We start from the raw sequence: 22,314 nt of genomic DNA, 5'->3' as shown, positions 1-22,314 counted from the left end.
TTACGGATCATTTGATAAGGCCACTTTCAGACCCGGTGGCCAATCGCCCGCAGCGCCTGGACCAGCGCCTCGACCTTGGCCTCGGCCTGGTCCTGTGGCGTGCCGGCAAAGCCGAGCAACAGTGCCGGCGGCAAGTAGCGGTTCAGGCAGTAGTCGCTCAGGGCGTAGGTGTGCACGCCATGCTCGGCCAGTTGCCGGGCCAGGGCCTGGTCATCGAGCTGCGGCGCAAGCCAGGCGATCAGGTGCATGCCGGCTTCGACCGGGGCCACCTGGAAAAAGCCGCCCAGGCGCCGCTGCAGCACCTCGAGCAGGCACTGCTGGCGGGCCTGGTACAGCGCCCGCATGCGGCGGATATGGCCAATGAAGTGGCCTTCGCTCATGAAATCGGCGGTCACCGCCTGCAGCAGGGTCGGCGGGCTGCGGTCGAGCACTGCGCGCAAGGTGCAGAACGGCTCGACCAGGGCCTGGGGCAGAATCACATAGCCCAGGCGCAAGGAGGGGAACAGCACCTTGCTGAAGGTGCCGACATAGATCACCCGTTCGCTCTGGTCCATGGCATACAGCGCCGGCAACTGCCGACCGGCGTAGCGCAGCTCGCTGTCGCAATCGTCTTCAATGATCCAGCTGCCGCTGGCAGCCGCCCAGGCAATCAGCGCCAGGCGCCGGTTGTGGCTGAGGGTCATGCCCAGCGGGTGCTGGCGCGACGGGGTGGTGAAGGCCAGGCGCGCTTCGGGGCAATCACGAATACCCTGTTGCACGTCGATACCCTGGTCATCGACGCGCACCGGCACCACCCGGCAGCCGTGGGCCTGAAAGGCGATGCGCGCGGCGATATGCCCCGGATCCTCCATCCACAGTGGCTCGTCGGGGTTGAGCAGCAGCATCGCCAGCAGGTTGAAGGCCTGCTGGGCGCCGGAGACGATCACCACCTGACCGGCGCTGCAATCGATACCGCGGGCGTCGAAGACGTACTCGGCAATGGCCTGGCGCAGCGTCTGCAGGCCTTGCAACTCGCCATAACCGAGCAGGGCCTTGCTCGGCCTTTGTGCATGGCGATTGAGCAGGCGCTTCCACAATGCCTGGGGAAAGGCCTCGAAAGCGCCATGGCTGGGCAGGAACGAGGTCGGCGCCTGATCGCCGCAATGGGCGTAGGACACCCCGCGAAAATGATCGCTGCGCAGCGACAGCATCGTCTGGGTCAGGTCCGACAGTTTGGGCGGCGCAGGTGCTGACGGCTCGGCATCGGTACTGCGCTGCCACTCATCACCGACATAGGTGCCAGCGCCGGTGCGCGAGACCAGGAAACCCTCGGCAATCAGCTGGTCGAAGGCATTGAGCAGGGTGATGCGCGAAACCTGCAATTCCTGGCTCAAGGTGCGCGTCGACGGTAGGCGAATGCCCCCTTGCAGACGGCCGGTGAGGATCTGCTTGCGGATCTGCAGGTACAGCTGGCGATAAAGCGGGGTGGCGCTGTCGCGATCGAGGTCGATACCTGCAAACAGCAAACCGGCGGGGGACTTCATCGAGCTCTCGCAGACACTAGGAAGGGCCTGGACATGCTACGAGAAAGCCCGCCAGGCGGCCAGCCCAGGGCGCTTGTCATCAAATGAAAACAGCTTGTCGTCCGATGCGAAGCACCTGCCTGGCGTAGGGCATAGAGTCCAGTCAACAAGAATTGACGCACGGCGTCAGGATGACTGGAGTGACATGCATGGCCAAAGTCGTACGCTTCTATGAAACCGGTGGCCCCGAGGTCCTGCGCTACGAGGACGCCGAGGTCGGCGAGCCGGGCCCGGGCCAGGTGCGCCTGCGCCAGGTGGCGGTGGGGCTGAACTACGCCGACACCTACTTTCGCAACGGCACCTACCCGATCCCGCTGCCCAGCGGCATGGGCGTCGAGGCCTCGGGGGTGGTGCAGGCGGTGGGCGAGGGCGTGACCCAGGTGGCGGTGGGCGACCGGGTAACCTACACCGGCTTTCTCAACACCCTGGGCGCCTATTGCACCGAGCGGCTGATTCCGGCGGCAGCCTTGATCAAGCTACCGGAAACCATCGCCTTCGAAACCGCCGCGGCAATGACCATGCGCGGCCTGACCTCGGCCTACCTGATGCGCCGCCTGTATGACTTCAAGCCGGGTGACAGCGTGCTGCTGCACGCCGCCGCCGGCGGTGTCGGCCTGATTGTCTCGCAGTGGGCACGCCTGCTCGGGCTGACGGTGATCGGCACGGTGTCCACCGACGCCAAAGCCGAAGTGGCCCGCGCCCATGGCTGCAGCCACACCATCAACTACAGCCATGAAGACGTCGCCAAGCGCGTGCGCGAGCTGACTGACGGGGTTGGCGTCAACGTGGTGTTCGACAGCGTCGGCAAGAGCACCTTCATGGCCTCGCTCGATTCGCTCAAGCGCCGCGGGCTGATGGTCTGCGTCGGCACAGCCTCCGGGACCATCCCGCCGTTCGACCCGCAGATCCTGGCGATCAAGGGCTCGCTGCACCTGACCCGCCCGGCCCTGGCCGACTACATCGCCGACCCGGCGGAGAAGGCGGACCTGGCCGGCGAGCTGTTCGAGCATGTCAGCAGCGGGCGGATCAAGATCGAGATCAACCAGCACTACGCCTTGCAGGATGCGGTTCAGGCCCACCGTGACCTGGAAGCGCGCAAAACCACCGGCTCGTCAATCTTCGTCATCTGAAGAGGGCAACAGCATGCACATCGAACAACTGACCTGCGCCATCGGTGCCGAAATCACCGGGGTCAATCTGGCAGATGCAATTGATGACGACGACCTGTTCGAGCAGCTGCGTGCGCAGTTGCTCAAGCACCGGGTGCTGTTCTTGCGCGATCAGACCTTCAGCCGCGCCGAGCATGTGGCCTTTGCCCAGCGCTTCGGCGAGCTGGAAGACCACCCGGTGGCCGGCAGCGACCCCGAGCACCCGGGCCTGGTGCAGATCTACAAGCGCCCGGACCAGCCGGCCGATCGCTACGAGAACGCCTGGCACACCGACGCCACCTGGCGCGAGGCGCCGCCCATGGGTTGCGTGCTGCGCTGTGTGGAGTGCCCGCCGGTGGGCGGCGACACCATGTGGGCGAACATGGCGCTGGCCTACCAGAACCTGCCGGATGACGTGAAGGCGCGGATCGAGGGCCTGCGCGCCCGGCACAGCATCGAAGCCAGTTTTGGCGCGGCGATGGCGCTGGAAAAACGCCTGGCGCTCAAGGCGCAGTTCCCCGACGCCGAACACCCAGTGGTGCGCACCCACCCGGACACCGGCGAGCCAGTGTTGTTCGTCAATGCCTTCACCACCCACTTCAGCAACTACCACACCCCGCAGCGAGTGCGTTTCGGCCAGGACGCCAACCCCGGTGCCAGTGACCTGCTGCGCTACCTGATCAGCCAGGCCTACCTGCCCGAGTATCAGGTGCGCTGGCGCTGGAAACCCAACAGCGTGGCGATCTGGGACAACCGCAGCACCCAGCATTACGCGGTGATGGACTACCCAGCGTGCCACCGCAAGATGGAGCGCGCCGGCATCAAGGGCGAGCGCACCTTCTGAAGGCCAGCAACACCCCAGGACAATAACAAGACCGAGGACTACAGCATGCAATTCTTCGACGATTCGTTGCACCCGGAAAACATGGAAAAGGTGGTGATCACCGTGGCCCCCTATGGCCCAGAGTGGATGCCCGAGGACTTTCCCGAAGACATCCCGCTGACCATGGACGAGCAGGTGCAAAAGGCAGTCGACTGCTATGAAGCCGGCGCCACGGTGCTGCACCTGCACGTGCGCGAGCTGGACGGCAAGGGCTCCAAGCGCCTGTCGAAGTTCAACGAACTGATTGCCGGCGTGCGCGAAGCGGTGCCGGAGATGATCATCCAGGTCGGTGGCTCGATCTCGTTCGCCCCGGAAAGCGACGGCGAGGCGGCCAAGTGGTTGTCCGATGACACCCGGCACATGCTCGCCGAGCTTACGCCCAAGCCCGACCAGGTCACCGTGGCGATCAACACCACGCAGATGAACATCATGGAGCTGCTGTACCCGGAGTACCTGGAGGGCACCTCCCTGGCCCATCCGGCGATCCACGCCGCTTACAGCGAAATGACCGTGCCGGCCGGCCCGGCCTGGGTGCGCGAACACCTGCGCCGCCTGCAGGCCAGCAACATCCAGCCGCACTTCCAGTTGACCGGCATGCACGCCCTGGAAACCCTCGAACGCATCGTGCGCAAGGGCGACTACATGGGCCCGCTGAACCTGACCTGGATCGGCATTGGTGGCGGCTTCGACGGCCCCAACCCGTTCAACTTCTTCAACTTCATTCACCGTGCGCCCAATGGCTGCACGCTGACTGCCGAATCGCTGCTGAAAAACGTGCTGCCGTTCAACACCATGGCCCTGGCCATGGGGCTGCACCCGCGTTGCGGCAACGAAGACACCATCATCGACCAGCACGGCAAGCGCTTCGGTTCGGTGCAGCAGATCCAGCAGACCGTACGCGTGGCCCATGAACTGGGCCGTGAGATCGCCAACGGCAAGGAAGCGCGGGCCATCTACCGCATCGGTGAGCAGTACAGCAGCATCGAGCAGACCCTCAAGGCCAACGGCATGGCGCCTAACCGCCAGCCGGGCCAGAAGGGTGTGCCGCAGCGCGCCTGATTGGCCTGGTCCGGCACGTGGTTACGTGCCGGGCCGGCGATCCACAGCGCTGACCGTCGGGCTTTTCAGCTTTTCAATAAAAACAATAAGTAAGTCTCATGCCAGACAACCCCAAGGAGGCAGCATGGCCGCCTATCTCGCCAGCGCCACAGACGATGGCGCCGACACTTCACGAGGCATTTCCCGGCGATATGCCTGGATTGTCTTTGCCCTGACCTTTGGCCTGCTGATTTCCGACTACATGTCGCGGCAGGTACTCAACGCAGTCTTCCCGTTGCTCAAGGCCGAATGGGCCCTGAGCGACAGCCAGCTGGGCCTGCTCAGCGGCATTGTCGCGCTGATGGTCGGGCTGCTGACCTTCCCCTTGTCACTGTTGGCCGACCGCTTCGGGCGCATCCGCAGCCTGGTGCTGATGGCCGTACTCTGGAGCCTGGCCACCCTCGGCTGCGCCCTGGCCGACAACTACCCGCAGATGTTTGCCGCGCGTTTTCTGGTCGGTGTCGGCGAGGCCGCCTATGGCAGCGTCGGCATTGCCGTGGTGGTCGCGGTGTTCCCCCGTGACATGCGCGCGACCCTGGCCGGGGCCTTCATGGCCGGCGGCATGTTCGGCTCGGTGCTGGGCATGGCCCTGGGCGGCTTGATGGCCCAGCACTTTGGCTGGCGCTGGGCGTTCGCCGCGATGGCCCTGTTCGGCCTGTTGCTGGCATTGCTGTACCCGCTGATCGTCAAGGAGGCGAAGATCGCTCCGCAGCGGGTCAATGCCGCCGCCTGCAAGATCGCCCGGCCACTGCACACCTTGTACGGCAGCCGCTCGGTGATCGCCGCTTACGTGGGCAGTGGCCTGCAGCTGTTCGTCGGCGGCACGGTGATTGTCTGGATGCCCAGCTATCTCAATCGCTACTACGCCATGGGCACCGACCAGGCCGGCGTGGTCGCCGCCATCATCGTGCTGTGCAGCGGCATCGGCATGATCCTCTGCGCCATGCTTTGCGATCGCCTCGGCCGGCAGCGCCCGGACCGCAAGATCAGCCTGGCCATCGGCTACTGCCTGGGCAGTTGCCTGTTGCTGTCGCTGGCCTTCGCGGTGCCCTCGGGCACCGCGCAACTGGTGCTGATCTGCCTGGGGATGATGGTTGCCGCCGGCACCAACGGCCCATCCAGCGCCATGGTCGCCAACCTGACCCATTACTCGGTGCACGGCACCGCGTTTGCCACCCTGACCCTGGCCAACAACCTGCTCGGGCTTGCGACCGGGCCGTTGATTACCGGCCGCGTCTCCGACCTGATCGGCCTGCAGGCCGCCTTCCAGCTGGTGCCGCTGATCAGCATCGCGGCGGCGGCGGTGTTCTTTATTGCCAAGCGTCATTACCACCGTGACATGGCCCGCCTGGAGTTGAATCCGTGAAGCACGTTTTGTCGATCGAAGTGTTCTTCGACTTTATCTGCCCCTGGTGCCTGATTGGCCAGGCGCATCTGCAGCGGGCGCTGGAACAACTGCGCCGCGAGCGGCCGGAGGTCGAGGTCAAGCTGCTCTTGCGCGGCGTGCAATTACTGCCGCAGATGGCCAGGACCGGCCAGCCGTTCGAGGCCTTTTACCGCAAGCGCCTGGGCAGCGATGAGGCGGTACGCCTGCGCCAGGCGCAGGTGCGCAGCGCCGCCAAGGCCGCAGGGGTGGAGATCGATTTCAGCCGCATCAGCCGCATGCCCAACACCGCCGACGCCCATCGCCTGCTGCAGCGCGCGGGGGCGCTGGGTTCACCGCAGCAGGCCGAAGCGCTGCTGGCCAGGCTGTTTGCCGGCTACTTCCAGCAGGGCAAGGATTTGGGTGACCCGGTGACCTTGATGCATATCGCCAGCGCCTGTGGCCTGGAGCCTGGGCGGGTTGCCGATTGCCTGCGCGGCGATGCCAGCCCGTTCATCGGCGCCAATGACCAGGCTGCCGACGGCGTGCCGTGCTTTCGCTTCAACCAGCGCCTGCGGGTCTCGGGGGCACAGCCGGTCGAGGTGTTGCTGCAGGCCATGGCCCAAGCCCTGGAACACGAGGTGGCGGCATGAGCGGGGTGTATCCGGTACCGGCCGACAAAGTCCCGCCCCGTGGCGGGCGGGTGTTGCTGGAATGGGCGGACAGGAGCGTGGCGCTGTTCAACGTTGCCGACCGCTTCTACGCCATCGACGACAGTTGCCCGCACCAGGGCGCCTCGTTGTGCGGCGGGCGCCTGGACGGACGGGTGATCCAGTGCTGCGCCCACGGCCTGCGCTTTGATCTGGCCAGCGGTTATCTGCTCAACTCGACGCAGCTCAAGGTTGCCAGCTACCCGGTCGAGCAACGGGATGGGCAGCTGTTCATCGTGCTGGCGAGCAAGGAGGCGGGCCAATGAGCGTGGTCGCAATTGCCGCCGCCAACCACCGCGCCCGGGAACTGGCGCCGGGCTTTATCGTCAGCCTGATTGCCGCGGCGGCGGCGAGTTTTCTCAGTGAGCATTACGATGCCCCGGTGATGTTGTTTGCCTTGTTGCTGGGCATGGCGCTGAACTTTCTGGCCAGCGATGGCCGTTGTAAAGCCGGGATCGAATTCACCGCACGCACGGTATTGCGCCTGGGCGTGGCGCTGCTGGGCATGCGCATTACCCTGGGCCAGATCGCCAGCCTTGGCTGGAAGCCGGTAGCGCTGGTGGTGATGCTGGTGGTGGTGACCATCCTGGTCTCGGTGGTGGCGGCACGGGCCCTGGGTTTTCAGCGCTTGTTCGGCATGCTCACCGGTGGTGCCACGGCGATTTGCGGGGCCTCGGCGGCGCTGGCCCTGGCCGCGGCCTTGCCCCATCACCCGCAAAAAGAGCGCGCCACCCTGTTTACCGTGATTGGCGTGTCGGCGTTGTCGACCCTGGCGATGATCCTCTATCCGATGATTGCCAGCTGGCTGCAGCTGTCGCCGCAACAGGCCGGGGTGTTTCTCGGCGCGACCATTCATGATGTGGCGCAGGTGGTGGGCGCGGGGTACAGCATGTCCACCGAGACCGGCGACATTGCCACCGTGGTCAAGCTGATGCGCGTGGCCATGTTGCTGCCGGTGATTGTCTGCGCGGCGATGATCACTCGCCGCGCCGGCGGTGATGCCGGTGGGCAGCGGCCACCGTTACTGCCGTGGTTTGCGGTGGGTTTTGTCCTGCTGGCGTGCATCAACAGCACCGGCTGGGTGTCGGCTGCGGTGCAGGGCGGGGTCAACGACCTGTCGCGCTGGTGCCTGGTGGTGGCGATCAGCGCCCTGGGCATGAAGACTCAGTTAAAAGAGCTGGCCGCGGTGGGCTTCAAGCCGATTGCGTTGATGGTCGGGGAGACGGTGTTCCTGGTGCTGCTGGTATTGGCATTGATGCACTGGGGGTTGTAGACGGTTGCCCCCAACCGTTCTGCATGCTCCCACAATGTATCTGTGTACGCCGAACCTGTAGGAGCGGGCTCGCCCCGCGATCGAGCGCGCAGCGGTCGCAATCCATTCAGCGCTGTTCTTGCCGGCGCTCATGCTGCGCCCGCCAACTGGCCGGCGGCATGCCGAACTGGGCGATGAACCAGCGGGTAAAGGAGCTGGGCATCGAGTAGCCGAGCATGTCGGCAATGCGCCCCATTGTATAGCTGGGGTTTTCCAGGTAGCGGATCACCAGGTCGCGGCGCACGCCGTTGATCAAATCGCTGAAGGTCACCCCGCATTCCTCCAGGCGCCGCTGCAAGGTGCGCACGTTCATGCCCTGGGTTTGCGCCACCTGCTCGATGGTCGCCCGGCCCATGGGCAACAGCAGGTAGATGGTCTTGCGCATTTCCAGTTCCAGCGACAGCTTGCCACTGGCCTGCAGGGTGTCCAGGTAACGCTGCGCCAGGCGCGCCATGGCCTGGTTGGCCAGCGGGTTGGCGGTGTCGAGGTCGGCGGCCGGGCAGACGATACCGTTGAATTCGCTGCCAAACACCAGCTTGCAGCCAAAAATCCGCCGGTGAATGGCCAGGTCCGCCGGCGCCGCATGGGTGAAGTTGGCGCTGATCGGGTGCCAGTGGGCGCCAAGCAGGGCCGCGCACAGGCGCAACATCACGCCAATCGCCAGCTCTGTGGCCTGGCGCCCGCGCTGGGGCTGGTCGGTGACCACTTCTTCCCGAATGATCACGGTCTTGCCGGCTTCTTCGATATGAATGGCCAGGGCGTCGTTGAGCAAATGCCGGTACTGGACGATCACCTGCAGGGCGTCGCGCAGGGTGCGCTGGTGGCTGAGCAGCAGGCTGATCTCGCCAAAATCCGACAACTGGCGCAGCTCGGCCATGCGCAGGCCGAAGGTTTCGCAGCCACTGACCCGCGCCGACTCCTCCAGCAGGGTCACCACGCTGGACACCGCGATACGCTGGTTGGGGTCGTCGAGCAGGCTGGCGCTGAGGCCGACCTGAGCCAGCAGGGCATGCGGGTTGAGCCCCAGGTGCCGGGACACCTCAAGGTAGTTGGTCAGGCTTGCAGCACGTACGAGGGCGGTCATTTTATTGTTTTCCACGCATTCATCAGGCGCCCCGCTTCTATGGCGGGTAGTTCGATTCGTTATAGCGTGGGTGTCGCCAAATGAGAAGTCGTTTTCAGCGACTTGAAAAAGCCCGATGACCCGCACCCCCGGGCCACTCGGACATACGCCACAAACCCTGTCATCAAATGAAAAGTCGCTGACGCGCAATGTAAAGCGCCAGCGGGGAGGGCTGATTACTGTGGCTGTGCAAGCGCTCGGGATCACCTGCGAGCGGACTGTCCTGAGCCTAGGTGCCGACGTGGAAAAACTGCATACCACCGCTACTGTCCTGATCGTCCCCGGCCTGCGCGAGCATGTGCCCGAGCATTGGCAGACCCGGCTGGCCGAACGCCTGGCCAAGGTCCATACGCTGGCGCCGCTGCAGGTCGATGGCCTGGACTGCAATGCCCGGGTCGACGCCATCCAGCGTGCGCTTGAACAGATTGAAGGCGAGGTGTTGCTGGTGGCGCACAGCGCCGGGGTGCTGATGGTTGCCCACTGGGCGGCGCGTTACCAGCGGCCGATCAAGGGCGCGCTGCTGGCGGCGCCACCGGACCTTGCGGCCAGCTGGCCGGCGCACTACCCAAGCCCGCACACCCTGCGCGCCAATGGCTGGAGCCCGCTGCCGATGACGCCGTTGCCGTTCCCGAGCATCGTCGCCGCCAGCAGCGACGACCACCTGGCCAGTCTCGACGCGGTCAGGGCCATGGCCCGCAACTGGGGTAGCCAGTTGCTGGAACTGGGCGCTGTCGGCCACCTCAACCCGGCCGCAGGCTTTGGCCCCTGGCCACGGGCCGAACAACTGGTCCAGGCCCTGGACCTGCAGTAACGCACGGACGCTTGAACCACGCCCGCATTCGACGGGCGGCGATAACAACAATAACAATAAGTGGAGCCATCGCGATGTCCAACCCTCGCATTCACCGTGCTGTGAAGCCACAGCGCTGCCTGCTCGCCTGCGCCATCGGCTTGCTGGCGCTGCCTGGCGCCCAGGCGTTCGAACTCGATACCGGCAGTGAAGACTGGGCCGTGCGCCTGGATAACACGGTCAAGTACAACTACGGCGTACGCACCGAAAGCGCTGACAAGCGCCTGCTGGCAACCCCCAACAACAACGACGGCGACTACAACTTCCGCAAGGCCGGGACCACGGTCACCAACCGTATCGACCTGCTCAGCGAGCTGGACGTGATCTACCAGGGCAACATGGGCTTTCGCGTCAGCGCCGCCAGCTGGTACGACAAGGCCTACGACAACACCGGCTCCAACGCCAACCCGTTCGTCAACGGCAACGGCGGCCAGTCGGGCATCAACCCCAGCCTCAACGGCTTGCCCGGCACCGGCGTGCCGCTGGGCAGCCCGCACCTGAGCAACTATGCCCAGCGCTACTACAGCGGCCCGTCCGGTGAGGTACTGGATGCCTTCGTGTTCATGCGTCGCGAAGTGGGCGACTCCTCGCAGATCAGCGCCAAGCTCGGCCAGCACAATTTGTTCTGGGGCGAAACCCTGCTCAACCCGGTGCATTCGCTGAGCTACGGCCAGTCTGGCCTGGACCTGGCCAAGCTGGCCGCCTCACCCGGCACCGAAGCCAAGGAGCTGTTCGTGCCGCGCAACCAGCTGTCGGCGGCGTTGCTGGTCAACCCCGAGCTGACCATCGGCGCGCAGTACTTCCTCGACTGGGACGCCGCGCGGCTGCCGGAAGCCGGCACCTACTACGGCGGTTCGGACCTGGTGGGCGAGGGCGCACAGAGCTTTCTGCTCGGCCACACCGGCACGCCCGGGCTGATCCCGGTGCGCGGCGCGCTGACCAACATCCGCCGCGGCCACGACCTGACCCCGGACAAACGCGGCGACTGGGGGGTGATGGCCAAGTGGTCGCCCGAATGGCTGGGCGGCACCCTGGGCGTGTATTACCGCAAGACTTCGGAGATCCTGCCCCAGGCCTGGCTCGACGCCCGCGGCCTGACCGTCGCCAACGGCCCGTTCGGCAGCCCGCCGGGCAGTGCCCAGGGCGCGGTCGGCAACCTCTACAACTCGCTGCAAAGCGCCACCTACCAGTTCGCCTACGCCGACAACATCGACATCTACGGCCTGAGCCTGTCCAAGGATGTCGGCGGTATCAGCGTCGGCAGCGACCTGAACATCCGCCACAACATGCCCCTGGCGAGCATTCCGGCGATCCTCAGTGCGCCGGGCCAGGCCGGCCTGGGTGGCGGCTTCGGCCTGCTGCCGGCGCGTTTGCCCAGCAGTGGCGTGGTCTATGAAGCGCCGTCCGACGGCGACAGCATGAGCGCCACCGGCGACACCCTGCACTGGACCCTCAACGGCCTGATGACCATTGCCGATACGCCGCTGTTCGACTCGGCGACCCTGCTCGGCGAGCTGTTCTACAGCAACCTGCTCAAGCTCGATAACCACAACGCGGCCTTGTACAAGGGTAAAAGCAGCTACCGCGGCATCGACCAGCCGACCCGCGACAACTGGGGCATCGCGGTCAACTTCACCCCGACCTGGTACCAGGTGTTGCCGGGCATGGACCTGAGCATGCCGCTGTCGATCAACGTCGGCCTGGACGGCGTATCGCCGGTGCAGGGCGGCGGCGCCGAGAACACCGGCAACTACGCCGTGGGACTGAGCGCGGCGATCTACAACCAGTACTTCGTCGACCTCAAGTACGTCGATGGCTTCGGCAAGACCCAGTCCTGCAACAACGGCCAGACCGACGGCAGCACCCCCAACGCCCTGGACGGCGAGCAGGACTACACCTGCTACGGCGGCGGTTACGCCGCGTTCTCTGGCGGCGCCGCCACCACCGAGGACCGTGGCGCGCTGTACCTGACCCTGAAAACCACCTTCTGAGTCACACAGGAAAACAACAACATGAACTACGTGCACACCCTGTTGGCCACGTGCCTGTCGCTGGCTGCCCTGAACCCGGCCCATGCCGCCGTCTCCAACGACCAGGCCGCGCGCCTGGGCAACAGCCTTACCGCGGTCGGCGCGGAAAAGGCCGCCAACGCCGACGGCTCGATTCCCGCCTACCAGGGCGGCCTGCTGACCCCGCCGGCGGCGTACCAGAGCGGTGCAAGCATGCGCCCGGACCCGTTCGCCGCCGAGCAACCGCTGCTGGTCATCGATGGCAAGAATGCCGAACAGTACAAGGCTCAACTGACCGCCACCACCCAGGAACTGCTCAAGCGCTTCCCGAGTTTTCGCGTCGATGTCTATGCCACTCATCGCACCGTGGCGCTGCCGCAACCGGTGCTCGACAACACCCTGAAGAACGCCGTAGGTGCGCGCAGCCAGGAGGGCGGTAGCGCGGTCGACAATGTGCTGCCGGGCATTCCCTTCCCGATTCCGCAGAGCGGTGCCGAGGCCATGTGGAACTTCCTGTTGCGCTACCAGGGCGTGAGCATGACCGCCAAGTACGACTCGTGGAACGTCGATGCCGCCGGCAACGCCACCCTGAGCACCACCGGCCAGGCCAACATCAGCTACCCGATCTACGAGGACATGAGCAAGCCGATCGGCGCCAAGGACACCTACTACCAGATGAAACTCACCTACACCGCGCCGGCCCGCCGCGCCGGTGAAGCGATGATGCTGCGCGATGCCGCCAACCCGCTGGTGCAACCGCGCAGCGCCTGGCAGTACCTGCCGGGCCAGCGCCGGGTCAAGTTGGCGCCGAACCTGGCCTACGACACGCCCAACCCCGGCACCTCGGGTTCGGGCACCTACGATGACGTGTTCGTCTTCAACGGCGCCCTGGATCGCTACGACTGGACCCTGGTCGGCAAGCAGGAGATGTACGTGCCGTACAACACCTACCGGTTGACCTACAACACCGACGTCAAGCAACTGACCACCGCCAACCACCTCGCGCCGCAATTCGTGCGCTGGGAAAAGCACCGGGTCTGGGTGGTCGAAGGCAAACTCAAGGACGGCGCCCGGCACATCTACCACAAACGCCGCTTCTACCTCGACGAGGACAGCTGGATCGCCCTGGCCTCAGACCAGTATGACGCCCGTGGCCAGCTGTACCGCGGCAGCTTCGCCTTCCTCAGCCAGAGCTACGACAAGCAGACCCCGGATGCCACGCCGTTCATGATCTACGACCTGATCGGCGGCACCTACAACCTCAATGGCGTGGTCGGGGCCTACGGCGGCATTCGCTACATCGAGCCGCTGTCGCGCACCCAGTGGTCGCCCGAGTCCCTGGCCGGGGCCGGCATTCGCTGAGCCTGTCGAGCATGCACCGAGGAGGATCAGGGATGGCTTTTTTCAAACGCTGCAGCGTGATGCTGCTGGCCTGGGCCGCGCTGCAGGGCGCGGCCCGGGCCGAGCCTTACGTCGACGTGCTCGACCTGCCGGCGCAGCCCAGCGCCCTGGCCGCCACCAGCGCCTTGCGCGATGTCAGCGTCGCCGGTACGCGCCTGGTGGCGGTGGGGCCACGGGGGCACATCCTCTACTCGGATGACCAGGGCAGCCACTGGCAACAGGCGCAGGTGCCGGTCAGCGCCGACCTCAATGCGGTGAGCTTCGCCACCGCGCAGCTGGGCTGGGCGGTGGGCAACGACGGGGTGATATTGCACAGCCGCGATGGCGGCCAGCGCTGGGAAAAACAGCTGGACGGGCGGGTGCTCGGCGAGCAGGTGCTGGCTTATTACCAGGCACGGGCGCAAGCGGGCGGCGATCAATGGGCACGCTGGGTGGGCGAGGGTGAGCGCCTGGTCGCGGAGGGCGCCGACAAGCCGTTGCTGGATGTCTGGTTCAGCGACCCGCTGCACGGTTTTGCGGTGGGCGTATTCAACCTGCTGCTGCACACCGTTGACGGCGGCCAGCACTGGACGCCGTGGCTGGAACGCAGCGACAACCCGCAAGGCTTGCACCTGACCGGCCTGGCCAGCGTCGACGGCGCGCTGTACATCAGCGGCGAGCAGGGCCTGCTGCTCAAGCTGAGCGCTGCGGGCGACCATTTCGAGCGCCTGAGCACCCCCTATGCTGGCAGTTATTTCGGCGTCATTGGCAAACCTGGGGCGCTGCTGGCCTACGGGTTGCGCGGCCACGTACTGCGCAGCACCGATGGCGGTGCCGGCTGGCAAGTGATCAAGACCGACCTGAACACCAGCATCACCGCCGCCAGCCTCGACGCCCGCGGGCGGTTCTGGCTGGCCAGCCAGGCCGGCGACTTGCTGGTCAGTAACGATGACGGCGCAAGCTTCAGCCCGCTGGCGCAAACCCAGCGCGCGCCGGTCAGCGGCGCAGCCTTTGATAGCGGCGCCGCGCTGGTGCTGGTCGGTGAGCGCGGCATCCGCACCCTGGCCCCCGACCAACCGCAGCAGCCATAACAAGAGAAAACCCTGATGGCCGACATCCAACAAGACACCTTGCCGGTGATCCGCAACCTCGGCGACTTCGATGCACGCTCCGGCAATCGCCTCGAACGCCTGGTGTTCAACCACCGGCTGGCGTTCATGCTGTGCATGCTGCTGGTTACCCTGGTGCTCGGCAGCATGGCCATGACGCGCCTGGAGCTGCGGCCCAGCTTCGAGAAGATGATCCCGCAGAGTCATCCCTACATCCGCAACTACCTGGACAACCGCCAGGCGCTGCGCGGCCTGGGCAATTCCCTGCGGGTGGTGGTCGAGAACACCCGTGGCGATATCTTCGACCCTGCCTACCTGCAGACCCTGCGCCAGATCAACGACGAGCTGTTCCTCAGCCAAGGTGTCGACCGCGCCTGGATGAAGTCGCTGTGGAGCCCGGCGGTGCGCTGGACCGAAGTCACCGAAGAGGGCTTCCAGGGCGGCCCGGTGATGCCCGATGCCTACCAGGGCTCGGCCGCCGATATCCAGCAACTGCGCCAGAACATCGAACGGGCCAATATTGTCGGCAGCCTGGTCGCTCGCGACTTCACCTCAAGCATGCTCATCGTGCCGCTGCTCGACCAGGCCTCGGCGACCGGCGCCGGCATCGACTACCACGGCTTTTCGCAAAAACTTGAGCAGTTGCGCCAGCACTACGAAGCGGGCGGCGTCTACAAACTGCATGTGATCGGCTTTGCCAAGCTGATGGGCGACCTGATCGACGGGCTGCTGCAGGTGATGCTGTTCTTCGCCCTGGCAGTGCTGACCACGCTGCTGATCATCTACCTCTATACCCGCTGCGTGCGCAGCACCTTGCTGGTGGTGCTGTGCTCGTTGACAGCGGTGGTCTGGCAACTGGGGATCGTCGCCTGGCTGGGGTATGCCATCGACCCGTATTCGATCCTGGTGCCTTTTTTGATCTTCGCCATCGGCGTGTCCCATGCGGCGCAGAAGATGAACGGCATCATGCAGGACATCGGCCGCGGCACCCACCGCCAGATCGCTGCGCGCTACACCTTCCGGCGCTTGTTCGTCGCCGGGGTCACCGCCTTGCTGGCCGATGCGGTGGGCTTTGCCGTACTGATGCTGATCGACATCCCGGTAATCAAGGACCTGGCGATTACCGCCAGCATTGGCGTGGCGGTGCTGATCTTCACCTCGCTGCTGCTGATGCCGGTGGCGCTGTCGTATGTCGGCGTCGGGCGCAAGGCCGCTGAACGGGCCTTGCGTATCGACCTGCGCGCCGCCGAGCATCGCGGCTTTGGCAAACTCTGGGACCTGCTCGATCGCTTCACCGAACGCAAGTGGGCAACCGGCGCCGTGCTGGTGGCCGCTTTGCTTGGTGCCGGCGGTTTCTGGCTGAGCCTGCAACTGAAAATCGGCGACCTCGACAGCGGCGCCCCGGAGCTGCACGCCGACTCGCGCTACAACCGCGACAACGCCTACATCACCGGCCATTACGCGCTGTCCAGCGACACCTTTGCGGTAATGATCAAGACCGCCCCGGAAGGCTGCCTGCGCTACCAGACCCTGGTGCTCGCCGACCGCCTGGCCTGGGCCCTGCAACAGAACCCGCAGGTGCAGACCACCTTGTCGCTGACCAACGCGGTGCGCCAGATAACCGCCGGCACCTACGAGGGCAACCCCAAGCTGAGCAGCATCCAGCGCAACCAGGACGTGCTCAACTACGCCGCCCAGCAGGCCTCGGTGAACGCCCCGGAGCTGTTCAACAACGACTGCTCGCTGATGCCGGTGATCGCCTACCTCAAGGACCACAAGGCCGACACCCTCGACCAGGTGGTGGCGATTGCCGAGCGCTTTGCCCAGGCCAACAGCAGCGAGGACCGCCAGTTCCTGCTGGCGGCCGGCAGCGCCGGGATCGAGGCGGCGACCAACATCGTGGTGCGCGAGGCCAACCGCAGCATGCTGTTGCTGGTGTACCTGGCGGTGACGCTGTTCTGCCTGATCACCTTTCGCAGCTGGCGCGCAACCCTGGTGGCGGTACTGCCGCTGATGCTCACCTCGATACTCTGCGAGGCGCTGATGGTGATGATGGGCATCGGCGTCAAGGTCGCCACCTTGCCGGTAATCGCCCTGGGCGTGGGCATTGGCGTCGATTACGCGCTGTACCTGCTCAGCGTGCAGCTGCATTACCAGCGCCAGGGCCTGTCGCTGGCGCAATCCTACAAGAACGCCGTGGCCTTTACCGGGCGGGTGGTCGGCCTGGTCGGCATCACCCTGGCCGCCGGGGTGGTTGGCTGGGCCTGGTCGCCGATCAAGTTCCAGGCCGACATGGGCATCCTGCTGACCTTCATGTTCCTCTGGAACATGCTCGGTGCGCTGGTGCTGATCCCGGCGCTGTCGCACTTCCTCTTGCCCGCCAGCCAGGCGCGGGCGCCTTCACCCAGCCCCGGCAGTGTCGAGGGGCTGAACCTTAACAGCCAAAAAGCCGAGTGTTCATCGCATGTCTGATTACCTACCGCCGTTGCGTGACATGGATTTTCTGTTCAACGAAGTGTTCGACATTCCTGGCCAGTGGGCGCGCATTCCGGCCCTGGCCGAGCAGGTCGATGCCGACACCGCGCGGGCCATCCTCGAGCAGGCCGGCAAGCTCATCGCCCGGCAGGTGGCACCGCTCAACCGCAGTGGCGACGAGCAGGGTTGCCAGTGGCATGAGGGCCGGGTGAGCACCCCGGATGGTTTTGCCCAGGCTTATCGCAACTATGCCGACGACGGCTGGGTCGGCGTTGGCGGGGCTTGTGAATATGGCGGCATGGGCATGCCCAAGGTGATTGCCGCCCAGGTCGAGGAGATGCTCAACGCCGCCAACCTGTCGTTCGCCCTGTACCCGATGCTGACCGCCGGTGCCTGCCTGTCGCTGCTCAACCATGCCAGCGAGGCGCTCAAGGCGCGCTACCTGCCGCCCATGTACGAAGGGCGCTGGTCGGGGTCGATGTGCCTGACCGAACCCCATGCCGGCACCGACCTGGGTTTGATCCGTACCCGTGCCGAGCCCCGGGCCGATGGCAGCTACCGGGTCACGGGCACGAAGATCTTCATCACCGGCGGCGAACAGGACCTGACTGAGAACATCATTCACCTGGTGCTGGCCAAACTGCCGGACGCACCGGCTGGCGCCAAGGGCATCTCGCTGTTCCTGGTCCCCAAGCTGCTGGTGGAGGAAGACGGCGCACTGGGCGAGGCCAACGCGGTGAGCTGTGGCTCGATCGAACACAAGATGGGCATCAAGGCCTCGGCCACCTGCGTGATGAACTTCGACGGCGCCGTCGGCTACCTGGTGGGCGAGGCCAACAAGGGCCTGAATGCCATGTTCACCATGATGAACTACGAGCGCCTGGGCGTCGGTATCCAGGGCCTGGCGCTGGGCGAGCGCTCGTACCAGAACGCCGTGGCCTACGCCCGCGAGCGCCTGCAAAGCCGCGCTGCCACTGGCCCGGTAAACGCGCAGCAGGCGGCCGACCCGATTATCGAGCACGCCGATGTGCGGCGCATGCTGTTGACCATGAAGGCGTTGAACGAAGGCGGGCGGGCGTTCTCCACCTATGTGGCGCTGCAGCTGGACCTGGCCAAGTACAGCGAAAATGCCGATGAGCGCAGCCAGGCGCAAGCGCGGGTAGCGCTGCTGACGCCGGTGGCCAAGGCGTTCTTGACCGACATGGGCCTGGAAACCACGGTGCACGGCCAGCAGGTGTTCGGCGGCCATGGTTATATCCGCGAATGGGGCCAGGAACAGCTGATTCGCGATTGCCGCATCACCCAGATCTACGAAGGCACCAACGGCATCCAGGCCCTGGACCTGCTCGGGCGCAAGCTGGTCGCCGACGGTGGCCGCAGCTACGCGGCGCTTGCGCAGGAGATCAAGGCCTACGCCCAGACCCTGGAGGCCTCACGCGCCGAGTTCAAGACCCCGCTGTTGCTGGCGCTGGCCAATCTCGATGACCTCACCGCCTGGGTGCTCGACCGCGCCCAGGGCAACCCCGAGGAGATCGGCGCGGCGGCGGTGGAGTACCTGCAGGTGTTCGGCTACACCCTGTATGCCTATTTGTGGACGCGCATGGCCGATGTCGCTATGCAGCACCACGGCGCCTTCTACCAGAGCAAGCTGGGCACCGCACGCTTCTATTTCGCCCGCCTGCTGCCGCGCATCGATTCGCTCAGCGCCAGTGTCAAGGCCGGCAGCCACAGCCTGTTCCTGCTCAAGGCCGAGCAACTGTGAAGGACACACCCATGACCCGCACCCGCATCATCGAACCTGCGCCCGGCGCCTACAGCTACCCGTTGCTGATCAAGCGCCTGCTGTTGTCGGGCGTGCGCTACCAGCCCGGCCAGGAGATCGTCTACGCCGACAAGCTGCGCTACAGCTACAGCACCTTGCTTGAACGCATCCAGCGCCTGGCCAATGTGCTGAGCGCTGCCGGGGTCAAGCCTGGCGACACCGTGGCCTTGCTCGACTGGGACAGCCACCGCGCGCTGGAGTGCTTTTTTGCCGTGCCGATGCTCGGCGCCGTGCTGCACACCGTCAACGTACGGCTGTCGCCCGAGCAGGTGCGCTACACCATGAACCACGCCGAGGATCACCTGGTGCTGGTGCATGACGACTTCATGCCGCTGATGACCCAGTTGCGCGAGCAGTTACCGACGGTCAAGGGTTACCTGCACCTGAGTGACGGCGCTGAAGTGCACACGGAACTGCCGCTGCTGGGCGAATACGAAGCGCTGCTGGCCGATGCCGACAGCCACTTCGACTTTGCCGATTTCGACGAGAACTCGGTGGCCACGCTGTTCTACACCACCGGCACAACCGGCAACCCCAAGGGCGTGTACTTCAGCCATCGGCAACTGGTGCTGCACACCCTCAACGAACTCGGCACCTTCGCCGCCTGCGGCGGTGAGCCGCTGTTGCGTTCGGGCGATGTGTACATGCCGATCACGCCGATGTTCCATGTGCATGCCTGGGGCGTGCCCTACGTGGCCACGGCCCTGGGCATCAAGCAGGTGTACCCCGGCCGCTACGAGCCCAACCAGCTGGTGCGGCTGATGCGCGAAGAGCAGGTGAGCTTCTCGCACTGCGTGCCGACCCTGTTGCAGATGATGCTCGATTGCGACGAAGGCCAGCGCACCGACTTTAGCGGCTGGAAGATGCTGCTCGGCGGCAGCGCGCTAACCCAGGGCCTGGCCGCGCGGGCCAGCGCCAGGGGCATTCGCGTGCACTGCGGCTATGGCATGTCCGAAACCTGCCCGCTGCTGTGCGTGACCAGCCTCGGCGCCGCTGACCTGGCGTTGCCGATGCAGGCGCAACTGCCGTTGCGGATCAACGCCGGGGTGCCGATCCCGCTGGTGGACCTGCGCATCGTCGACGAACAGGGCAAAGACGTGGCCCACGACGGCGCAAGCCTCGGTGAAATCGTCGTGCGCGCGCCATGGCTGACCCAGGGTTACCTCAAGGAGCCGGAGCAGGGCGCCGCACTGTGGGCCGGCGGCTGGCTGCACACCGGCGACATGGCCTGCATCGATGAGCGCGGCGCGGTGCAGATCCGCGACCGGATCAAGGACGTGATCAAGACCGGCGGTGAGTGGATCAGCTCGGTGGAGCTGGAAAGCCTGATCAGCCAGCACAGCGGGGTCGATTCGGTGGCGGTGGTAGGGGTGGCGGATGCGCAGTGGGGCGAGCAGCCGCTGGCCCTGGTGGTCTGCGTCGCCGGCGTCGAGCTGGATCAGCCGGCGCTGGCCCGGCACCTGCAGCCATTTGTCGACAGCGGGCGCCTGAACAAATGGGCGATTCCGCGCCTGGTGCGCTTTGTCAGCGAAATTCCCAAGACCAGCGTCGGCAAGATCAACAAGAAACTGATTCGCCAGAGCCATTGTGGCGTCTGAGTAAAGCAAGTGGGCATTCGACTTGCGCCGCGATGGGCTTGACCGGCCTCATCGCGGGGCAAGCCCGCTGCTACCTGTCAGACTTCAGTGAGGTCCGAGGTGGGCGGGGTGGGGGTGTTGACGCTGTCCAGTTGCTGGTCGGCAAGATCCTGAGCCAGGGCGACCATGGTCATGGTCGGGTTCCACGAACCACTGGCCGGCCACAGCGCACCGCCGGTGACGTAGACGTTCTCCACGCCATGGGGACGGTAGTCCAGGCCAACCACGCCTTCGTCCTTGTCGCCGATCCACAGGGTCGAGCCCTCGTGCACCAGCCCAGCCACCCGCCGTTCAGGGATGCTTGGCCGTTCGCCGGTCCAGTGGCCCAGGTTCGGGTCGCCGTGCCAGTACTCGACCTTGCCTTCGGGGGCGAACACCCGCTCCATCATCTGGAAAGTGCCTTCGTCCATGGTGTCCCAGGTTTGCTGGTCGGTTTTGCTGGCCAGCACCTGCAGGTTGACGTTGGTGGTCGGGTCGGCCTGGTCGTTGAGGTGGAAGTGGTTGTCGGGGTTTCGGAAGTCGATCTCGCCAAGCACGGCGCAAACGAACACCAGATGGTCCTTCGACGATTCCAGTTGCGCCATCGACGCCGTGGCGACCACGTCCGGCATATAGCGCGCGGCTTTCTGCGCGTTCTTTGCAGGCTCGCGGTCTGACAGCACCGACAACTGCACGTGGTACTGCATGCCGCTTTGCTTGTTCTTGCCGGCCAGGTAAATGGCCGCGAGCTCAAGCTCGGCCAGCTTGTCGGCGAACGGGTAGTCCTTGCGCGGCACCCGTGCCACCACCGAGGTGATGAAGTGGGCGGTGAAGCGATCGCCGGCACGTTTGATTTGCGGGAACGAGTTCATCAGCAAGGTCGCTGGCGGCAGGGTGCCCATGGCCAGGATCAGCTTGGCGTTGCCGATGTTGATCACCCCGCGCGAGGTTTGTAGCGCCGTGGCCGCGCCATCCTGCTGGTGGATGCGCTCGACGATGCACTCGGTGATAATCCGCAGCGGGCTGCCAGTACCGGCAGCGGCGCGGTCGGCCTGTTTGCCGGCCAGCTCCATGATTGCCGCCGGGGTCGAGAACTTGGCAAAGTCCACGCCACCGGCGCGATCGGCCGCGGCGGCCAGGGGCGCCGACAACCAGCGGGTGGCCGAGTCGATCTTGCCGATGTTGTGCTCGAGCATGTTTTGCAGCTCAAGCTGCAGGGTGCCGTAGACCGGGCGTTGCTCGGTGACATGGGCGCGCACCTGCGGGTCGAGCTGGGTGTCGATCTTGTCGGCCGGGATGACGTTGAGCAGCTTTTCGGCCGACTCGAAGCGGGCCTCGGCGGCGGCGATGGTCTGCTCGGGCCAGTAGGCCATTTCCTCCTTGGTCGGCCGAGGGCACCAGGCGCTCCACATGATGCTGCGGCCACCGAAGAACGGCACCATGCCGTGCTGCCAGCCGATGTTGCCCGGTGGCTGGCTGGCGGTACGCGCCGAGAGGGTCCAGGGGAAGGTTTCGGAGAAACCGCCAAGGGTTTTCTGGTAAGGGATCGGCAGGTTCTGGAAGTGCTCGGGGAGGAAGAACGGCCCGCGCTCGACCATCAGGATCCGCGCCTTGGGCTGGCTTTCGAGGATGCGTTCGGCGAAGGCCAGGGAACAGAAACCGGTGCCGATGATGATGAAATCGAACTGTTCTTCTTCGCGGACCTGCTTCCAGGCCGATTCGGAGAGAAAGAACACGTGGTCCAGCACCTTCTGGGCGTTGGGTGTTTGCGGACCGGGGGTAGGGTAGCCGTGACCGAAGTTGGTCGAACTGGTGACTGCGCTCATTGTTGCCTCCAATCATTGTTGGCAGAGG

17 protein-coding genes are annotated in these 22,314 nt (G+C 65.4%); 14 read left to right on the top strand and 3 right to left on the bottom strand.

What is annotated here, in order from left to right; all coding sequences use genetic code 11:
* Positions 1–26: 26 nt before the first annotated feature.
* Positions 27–1,523 carry a PLP-dependent aminotransferase family protein gene (locus LOY54_RS13565; RefSeq protein ID WP_258606698.1) on the bottom strand — a complete coding sequence of 499 codons (1,497 nt, stop codon included), beginning with the start codon at positions 1,521–1,523 and terminating at the stop codon, positions 27–29.
* 188 nt (positions 1,524–1,711) lie between these two features.
* Here LOY54_RS13565 and LOY54_RS13560 point away from each other — a divergent pair, with 188 nt between their 5' ends.
* From LOY54_RS13560 to LOY54_RS13530, 7 genes are all read left to right on the top strand, one after another.
* A complete protein-coding gene (locus LOY54_RS13560; protein WP_045200893.1) occupies positions 1,712–2,692 on the top strand; it encodes a quinone oxidoreductase in 981 nt (326 codons plus the stop codon).
* A 13-nt stretch (positions 2,693–2,705) separates the two neighbouring features.
* Complete coding sequence (locus LOY54_RS13555) at positions 2,706–3,554, top strand: TauD/TfdA family dioxygenase (protein WP_045200891.1); 849 nt, start codon at positions 2,706–2,708, stop codon at positions 3,552–3,554.
* Positions 3,555–3,599: 45 nt separating this feature from the next.
* On the top strand, positions 3,600–4,652 hold the full coding sequence (locus tag LOY54_RS13550) for a 3-keto-5-aminohexanoate cleavage protein (RefSeq protein ID WP_045200889.1): 1,053 nt from the start codon (positions 3,600–3,602) through the stop codon (positions 4,650–4,652).
* 124 nt (positions 4,653–4,776) lie between these two features.
* Entirely contained in the window at positions 4,777–6,057 is a 1,281-nt protein-coding gene (locus tag LOY54_RS13545) for an MFS transporter (RefSeq protein WP_258606697.1), read from the top strand.
* Positions 6,054–6,707 (top strand): DsbA family oxidoreductase, encoded by a 654-nt coding sequence (locus tag LOY54_RS13540; protein ID WP_258597737.1) that lies wholly within the window; start codon positions 6,054–6,056, stop codon positions 6,705–6,707. The genes LOY54_RS13545 and LOY54_RS13540 overlap by 4 nt, the downstream gene beginning before the upstream one ends.
* Positions 6,704–7,030 carry a Rieske 2Fe-2S domain-containing protein gene (locus LOY54_RS13535; RefSeq protein WP_258606695.1) on the top strand — a complete coding sequence of 109 codons (327 nt, stop codon included), beginning with the start codon at positions 6,704–6,706 and terminating at the stop codon, positions 7,028–7,030. The genes LOY54_RS13540 and LOY54_RS13535 overlap by 4 nt, the downstream gene beginning before the upstream one ends.
* Complete coding sequence (locus LOY54_RS13530) at positions 7,027–8,037, top strand: YeiH family protein (RefSeq protein ID WP_258597735.1); 1,011 nt, start codon at positions 7,027–7,029, stop codon at positions 8,035–8,037. Before LOY54_RS13535 ends, LOY54_RS13530 begins: the two co-directional genes overlap by 4 nt.
* 106 nt (positions 8,038–8,143) lie before the next feature.
* Here LOY54_RS13530 and LOY54_RS13525 read toward each other — a convergent pair whose 3' ends face one another.
* Positions 8,144–9,160, bottom strand: coding sequence for an AraC family transcriptional regulator (locus LOY54_RS13525; protein WP_258606694.1), 1,017 nt, complete (start codon positions 9,158–9,160; stop codon positions 8,144–8,146).
* A 280-nt stretch (positions 9,161–9,440) separates the two neighbouring features.
* On the opposite strand from LOY54_RS13525, the gene LOY54_RS13520 reads away from it, so the two are divergent.
* The 7 genes from LOY54_RS13520 to LOY54_RS13490 all read left to right on the top strand — a co-directional run bounded on the left by LOY54_RS13520 (position 9,441) and on the right by LOY54_RS13490 (position 20,442).
* Complete coding sequence (locus LOY54_RS13520; protein WP_258606693.1) at positions 9,441–10,010, top strand: alpha/beta hydrolase; 570 nt, start codon at positions 9,441–9,443, stop codon at positions 10,008–10,010.
* Between the two features lie 74 nt (positions 10,011–10,084).
* Entirely contained in the window at positions 10,085–12,040 is a 1,956-nt protein-coding gene (locus tag LOY54_RS13515; protein ID WP_213601241.1) for a DUF1302 domain-containing protein, read from the top strand.
* 21 nt (positions 12,041–12,061) lie between these two features.
* On the top strand, positions 12,062–13,420 hold the full coding sequence (locus LOY54_RS13510; RefSeq protein WP_258606692.1) for a DUF1329 domain-containing protein: 1,359 nt from the start codon (positions 12,062–12,064) through the stop codon (positions 13,418–13,420).
* Between the two features lie 32 nt (positions 13,421–13,452).
* A complete protein-coding gene (locus LOY54_RS13505) occupies positions 13,453–14,529 on the top strand; it encodes a YCF48-related protein (RefSeq protein WP_258597731.1) in 1,077 nt (358 codons plus the stop codon).
* A 15-nt stretch (positions 14,530–14,544) separates the two neighbouring features.
* On the top strand, positions 14,545–17,019 hold the full coding sequence (locus tag LOY54_RS13500) for an RND family transporter (protein ID WP_195884072.1): 2,475 nt from the start codon (positions 14,545–14,547) through the stop codon (positions 17,017–17,019).
* Positions 17,012–18,784, top strand: coding sequence for an acyl-CoA dehydrogenase C-terminal domain-containing protein (locus LOY54_RS13495; RefSeq protein ID WP_258610676.1), 1,773 nt, complete (start codon positions 17,012–17,014; stop codon positions 18,782–18,784). Before LOY54_RS13500 ends, LOY54_RS13495 begins: the two co-directional genes overlap by 8 nt.
* 11 nt (positions 18,785–18,795) lie before the next feature.
* Positions 18,796–20,442: a fatty acid--CoA ligase gene (locus LOY54_RS13490; protein ID WP_258610675.1), complete on the top strand. Its 1,647-nt coding sequence runs from the start codon at positions 18,796–18,798 to the stop codon at positions 20,440–20,442.
* A 77-nt stretch (positions 20,443–20,519) separates the two neighbouring features.
* Here the strand turns inward: LOY54_RS13490 and LOY54_RS13485 are convergent, their stop codons facing one another.
* Positions 20,520–22,286 (bottom strand): GMC oxidoreductase, encoded by a 1,767-nt coding sequence (locus tag LOY54_RS13485; RefSeq protein ID WP_093382964.1) that lies wholly within the window; start codon positions 22,284–22,286, stop codon positions 20,520–20,522.
* Positions 22,287–22,314: the final 28 nt, after the last annotated feature.

This window comes from Pseudomonas sp. B21-032 (genome assembly GCF_024748965.1).
Classification (GTDB): Bacteria; Pseudomonadota; Gammaproteobacteria; order Pseudomonadales; family Pseudomonadaceae; genus Aquipseudomonas.
This window is presented reverse-complemented; position numbering and strand designations above follow the sequence as displayed.

Coding starts and splice junctions, on each gene's coding strand:
- LOY54_RS13545 (WP_258606697.1), top strand. CDS start 4,777: ATGGCCGCCTATCTCGCCAGCGCCACAGACGATGGCGCCGACACTTCA.
- LOY54_RS13530 (WP_258597735.1), top strand. CDS start 7,027: ATGAGCGTGGTCGCAATTGCCGCCGCCAACCACCGCGCCCGGGAACTG.
- LOY54_RS13485 (WP_093382964.1), bottom strand. CDS start 22,286: ATGAGCGCAGTCACCAGTTCGACCAACTTCGGTCACGGCTACCCTACC.
- LOY54_RS13490 (WP_258610675.1), top strand. CDS start 18,796: ATGACCCGCACCCGCATCATCGAACCTGCGCCCGGCGCCTACAGCTAC.
- LOY54_RS13505 (WP_258597731.1), top strand. CDS start 13,453: ATGGCTTTTTTCAAACGCTGCAGCGTGATGCTGCTGGCCTGGGCCGCG.
- LOY54_RS13555 (WP_045200891.1), top strand. CDS start 2,706: ATGCACATCGAACAACTGACCTGCGCCATCGGTGCCGAAATCACCGGG.
- LOY54_RS13495 (WP_258610676.1), top strand. CDS start 17,012: ATGTCTGATTACCTACCGCCGTTGCGTGACATGGATTTTCTGTTCAAC.
- LOY54_RS13535 (WP_258606695.1), top strand. CDS start 6,704: ATGAGCGGGGTGTATCCGGTACCGGCCGACAAAGTCCCGCCCCGTGGC.
- LOY54_RS13500 (WP_195884072.1), top strand. CDS start 14,545: ATGGCCGACATCCAACAAGACACCTTGCCGGTGATCCGCAACCTCGGC.
- LOY54_RS13510 (WP_258606692.1), top strand. CDS start 12,062: ATGAACTACGTGCACACCCTGTTGGCCACGTGCCTGTCGCTGGCTGCC.
- LOY54_RS13525 (WP_258606694.1), bottom strand. CDS start 9,160: ATGACCGCCCTCGTACGTGCTGCAAGCCTGACCAACTACCTTGAGGTG.
- LOY54_RS13515 (WP_213601241.1), top strand. CDS start 10,085: ATGTCCAACCCTCGCATTCACCGTGCTGTGAAGCCACAGCGCTGCCTG.
- LOY54_RS13560 (WP_045200893.1), top strand. CDS start 1,712: ATGGCCAAAGTCGTACGCTTCTATGAAACCGGTGGCCCCGAGGTCCTG.
- LOY54_RS13550 (WP_045200889.1), top strand. CDS start 3,600: ATGCAATTCTTCGACGATTCGTTGCACCCGGAAAACATGGAAAAGGTG.
- LOY54_RS13565 (WP_258606698.1), bottom strand. CDS start 1,523: ATGAAGTCCCCCGCCGGTTTGCTGTTTGCAGGTATCGACCTCGATCGC.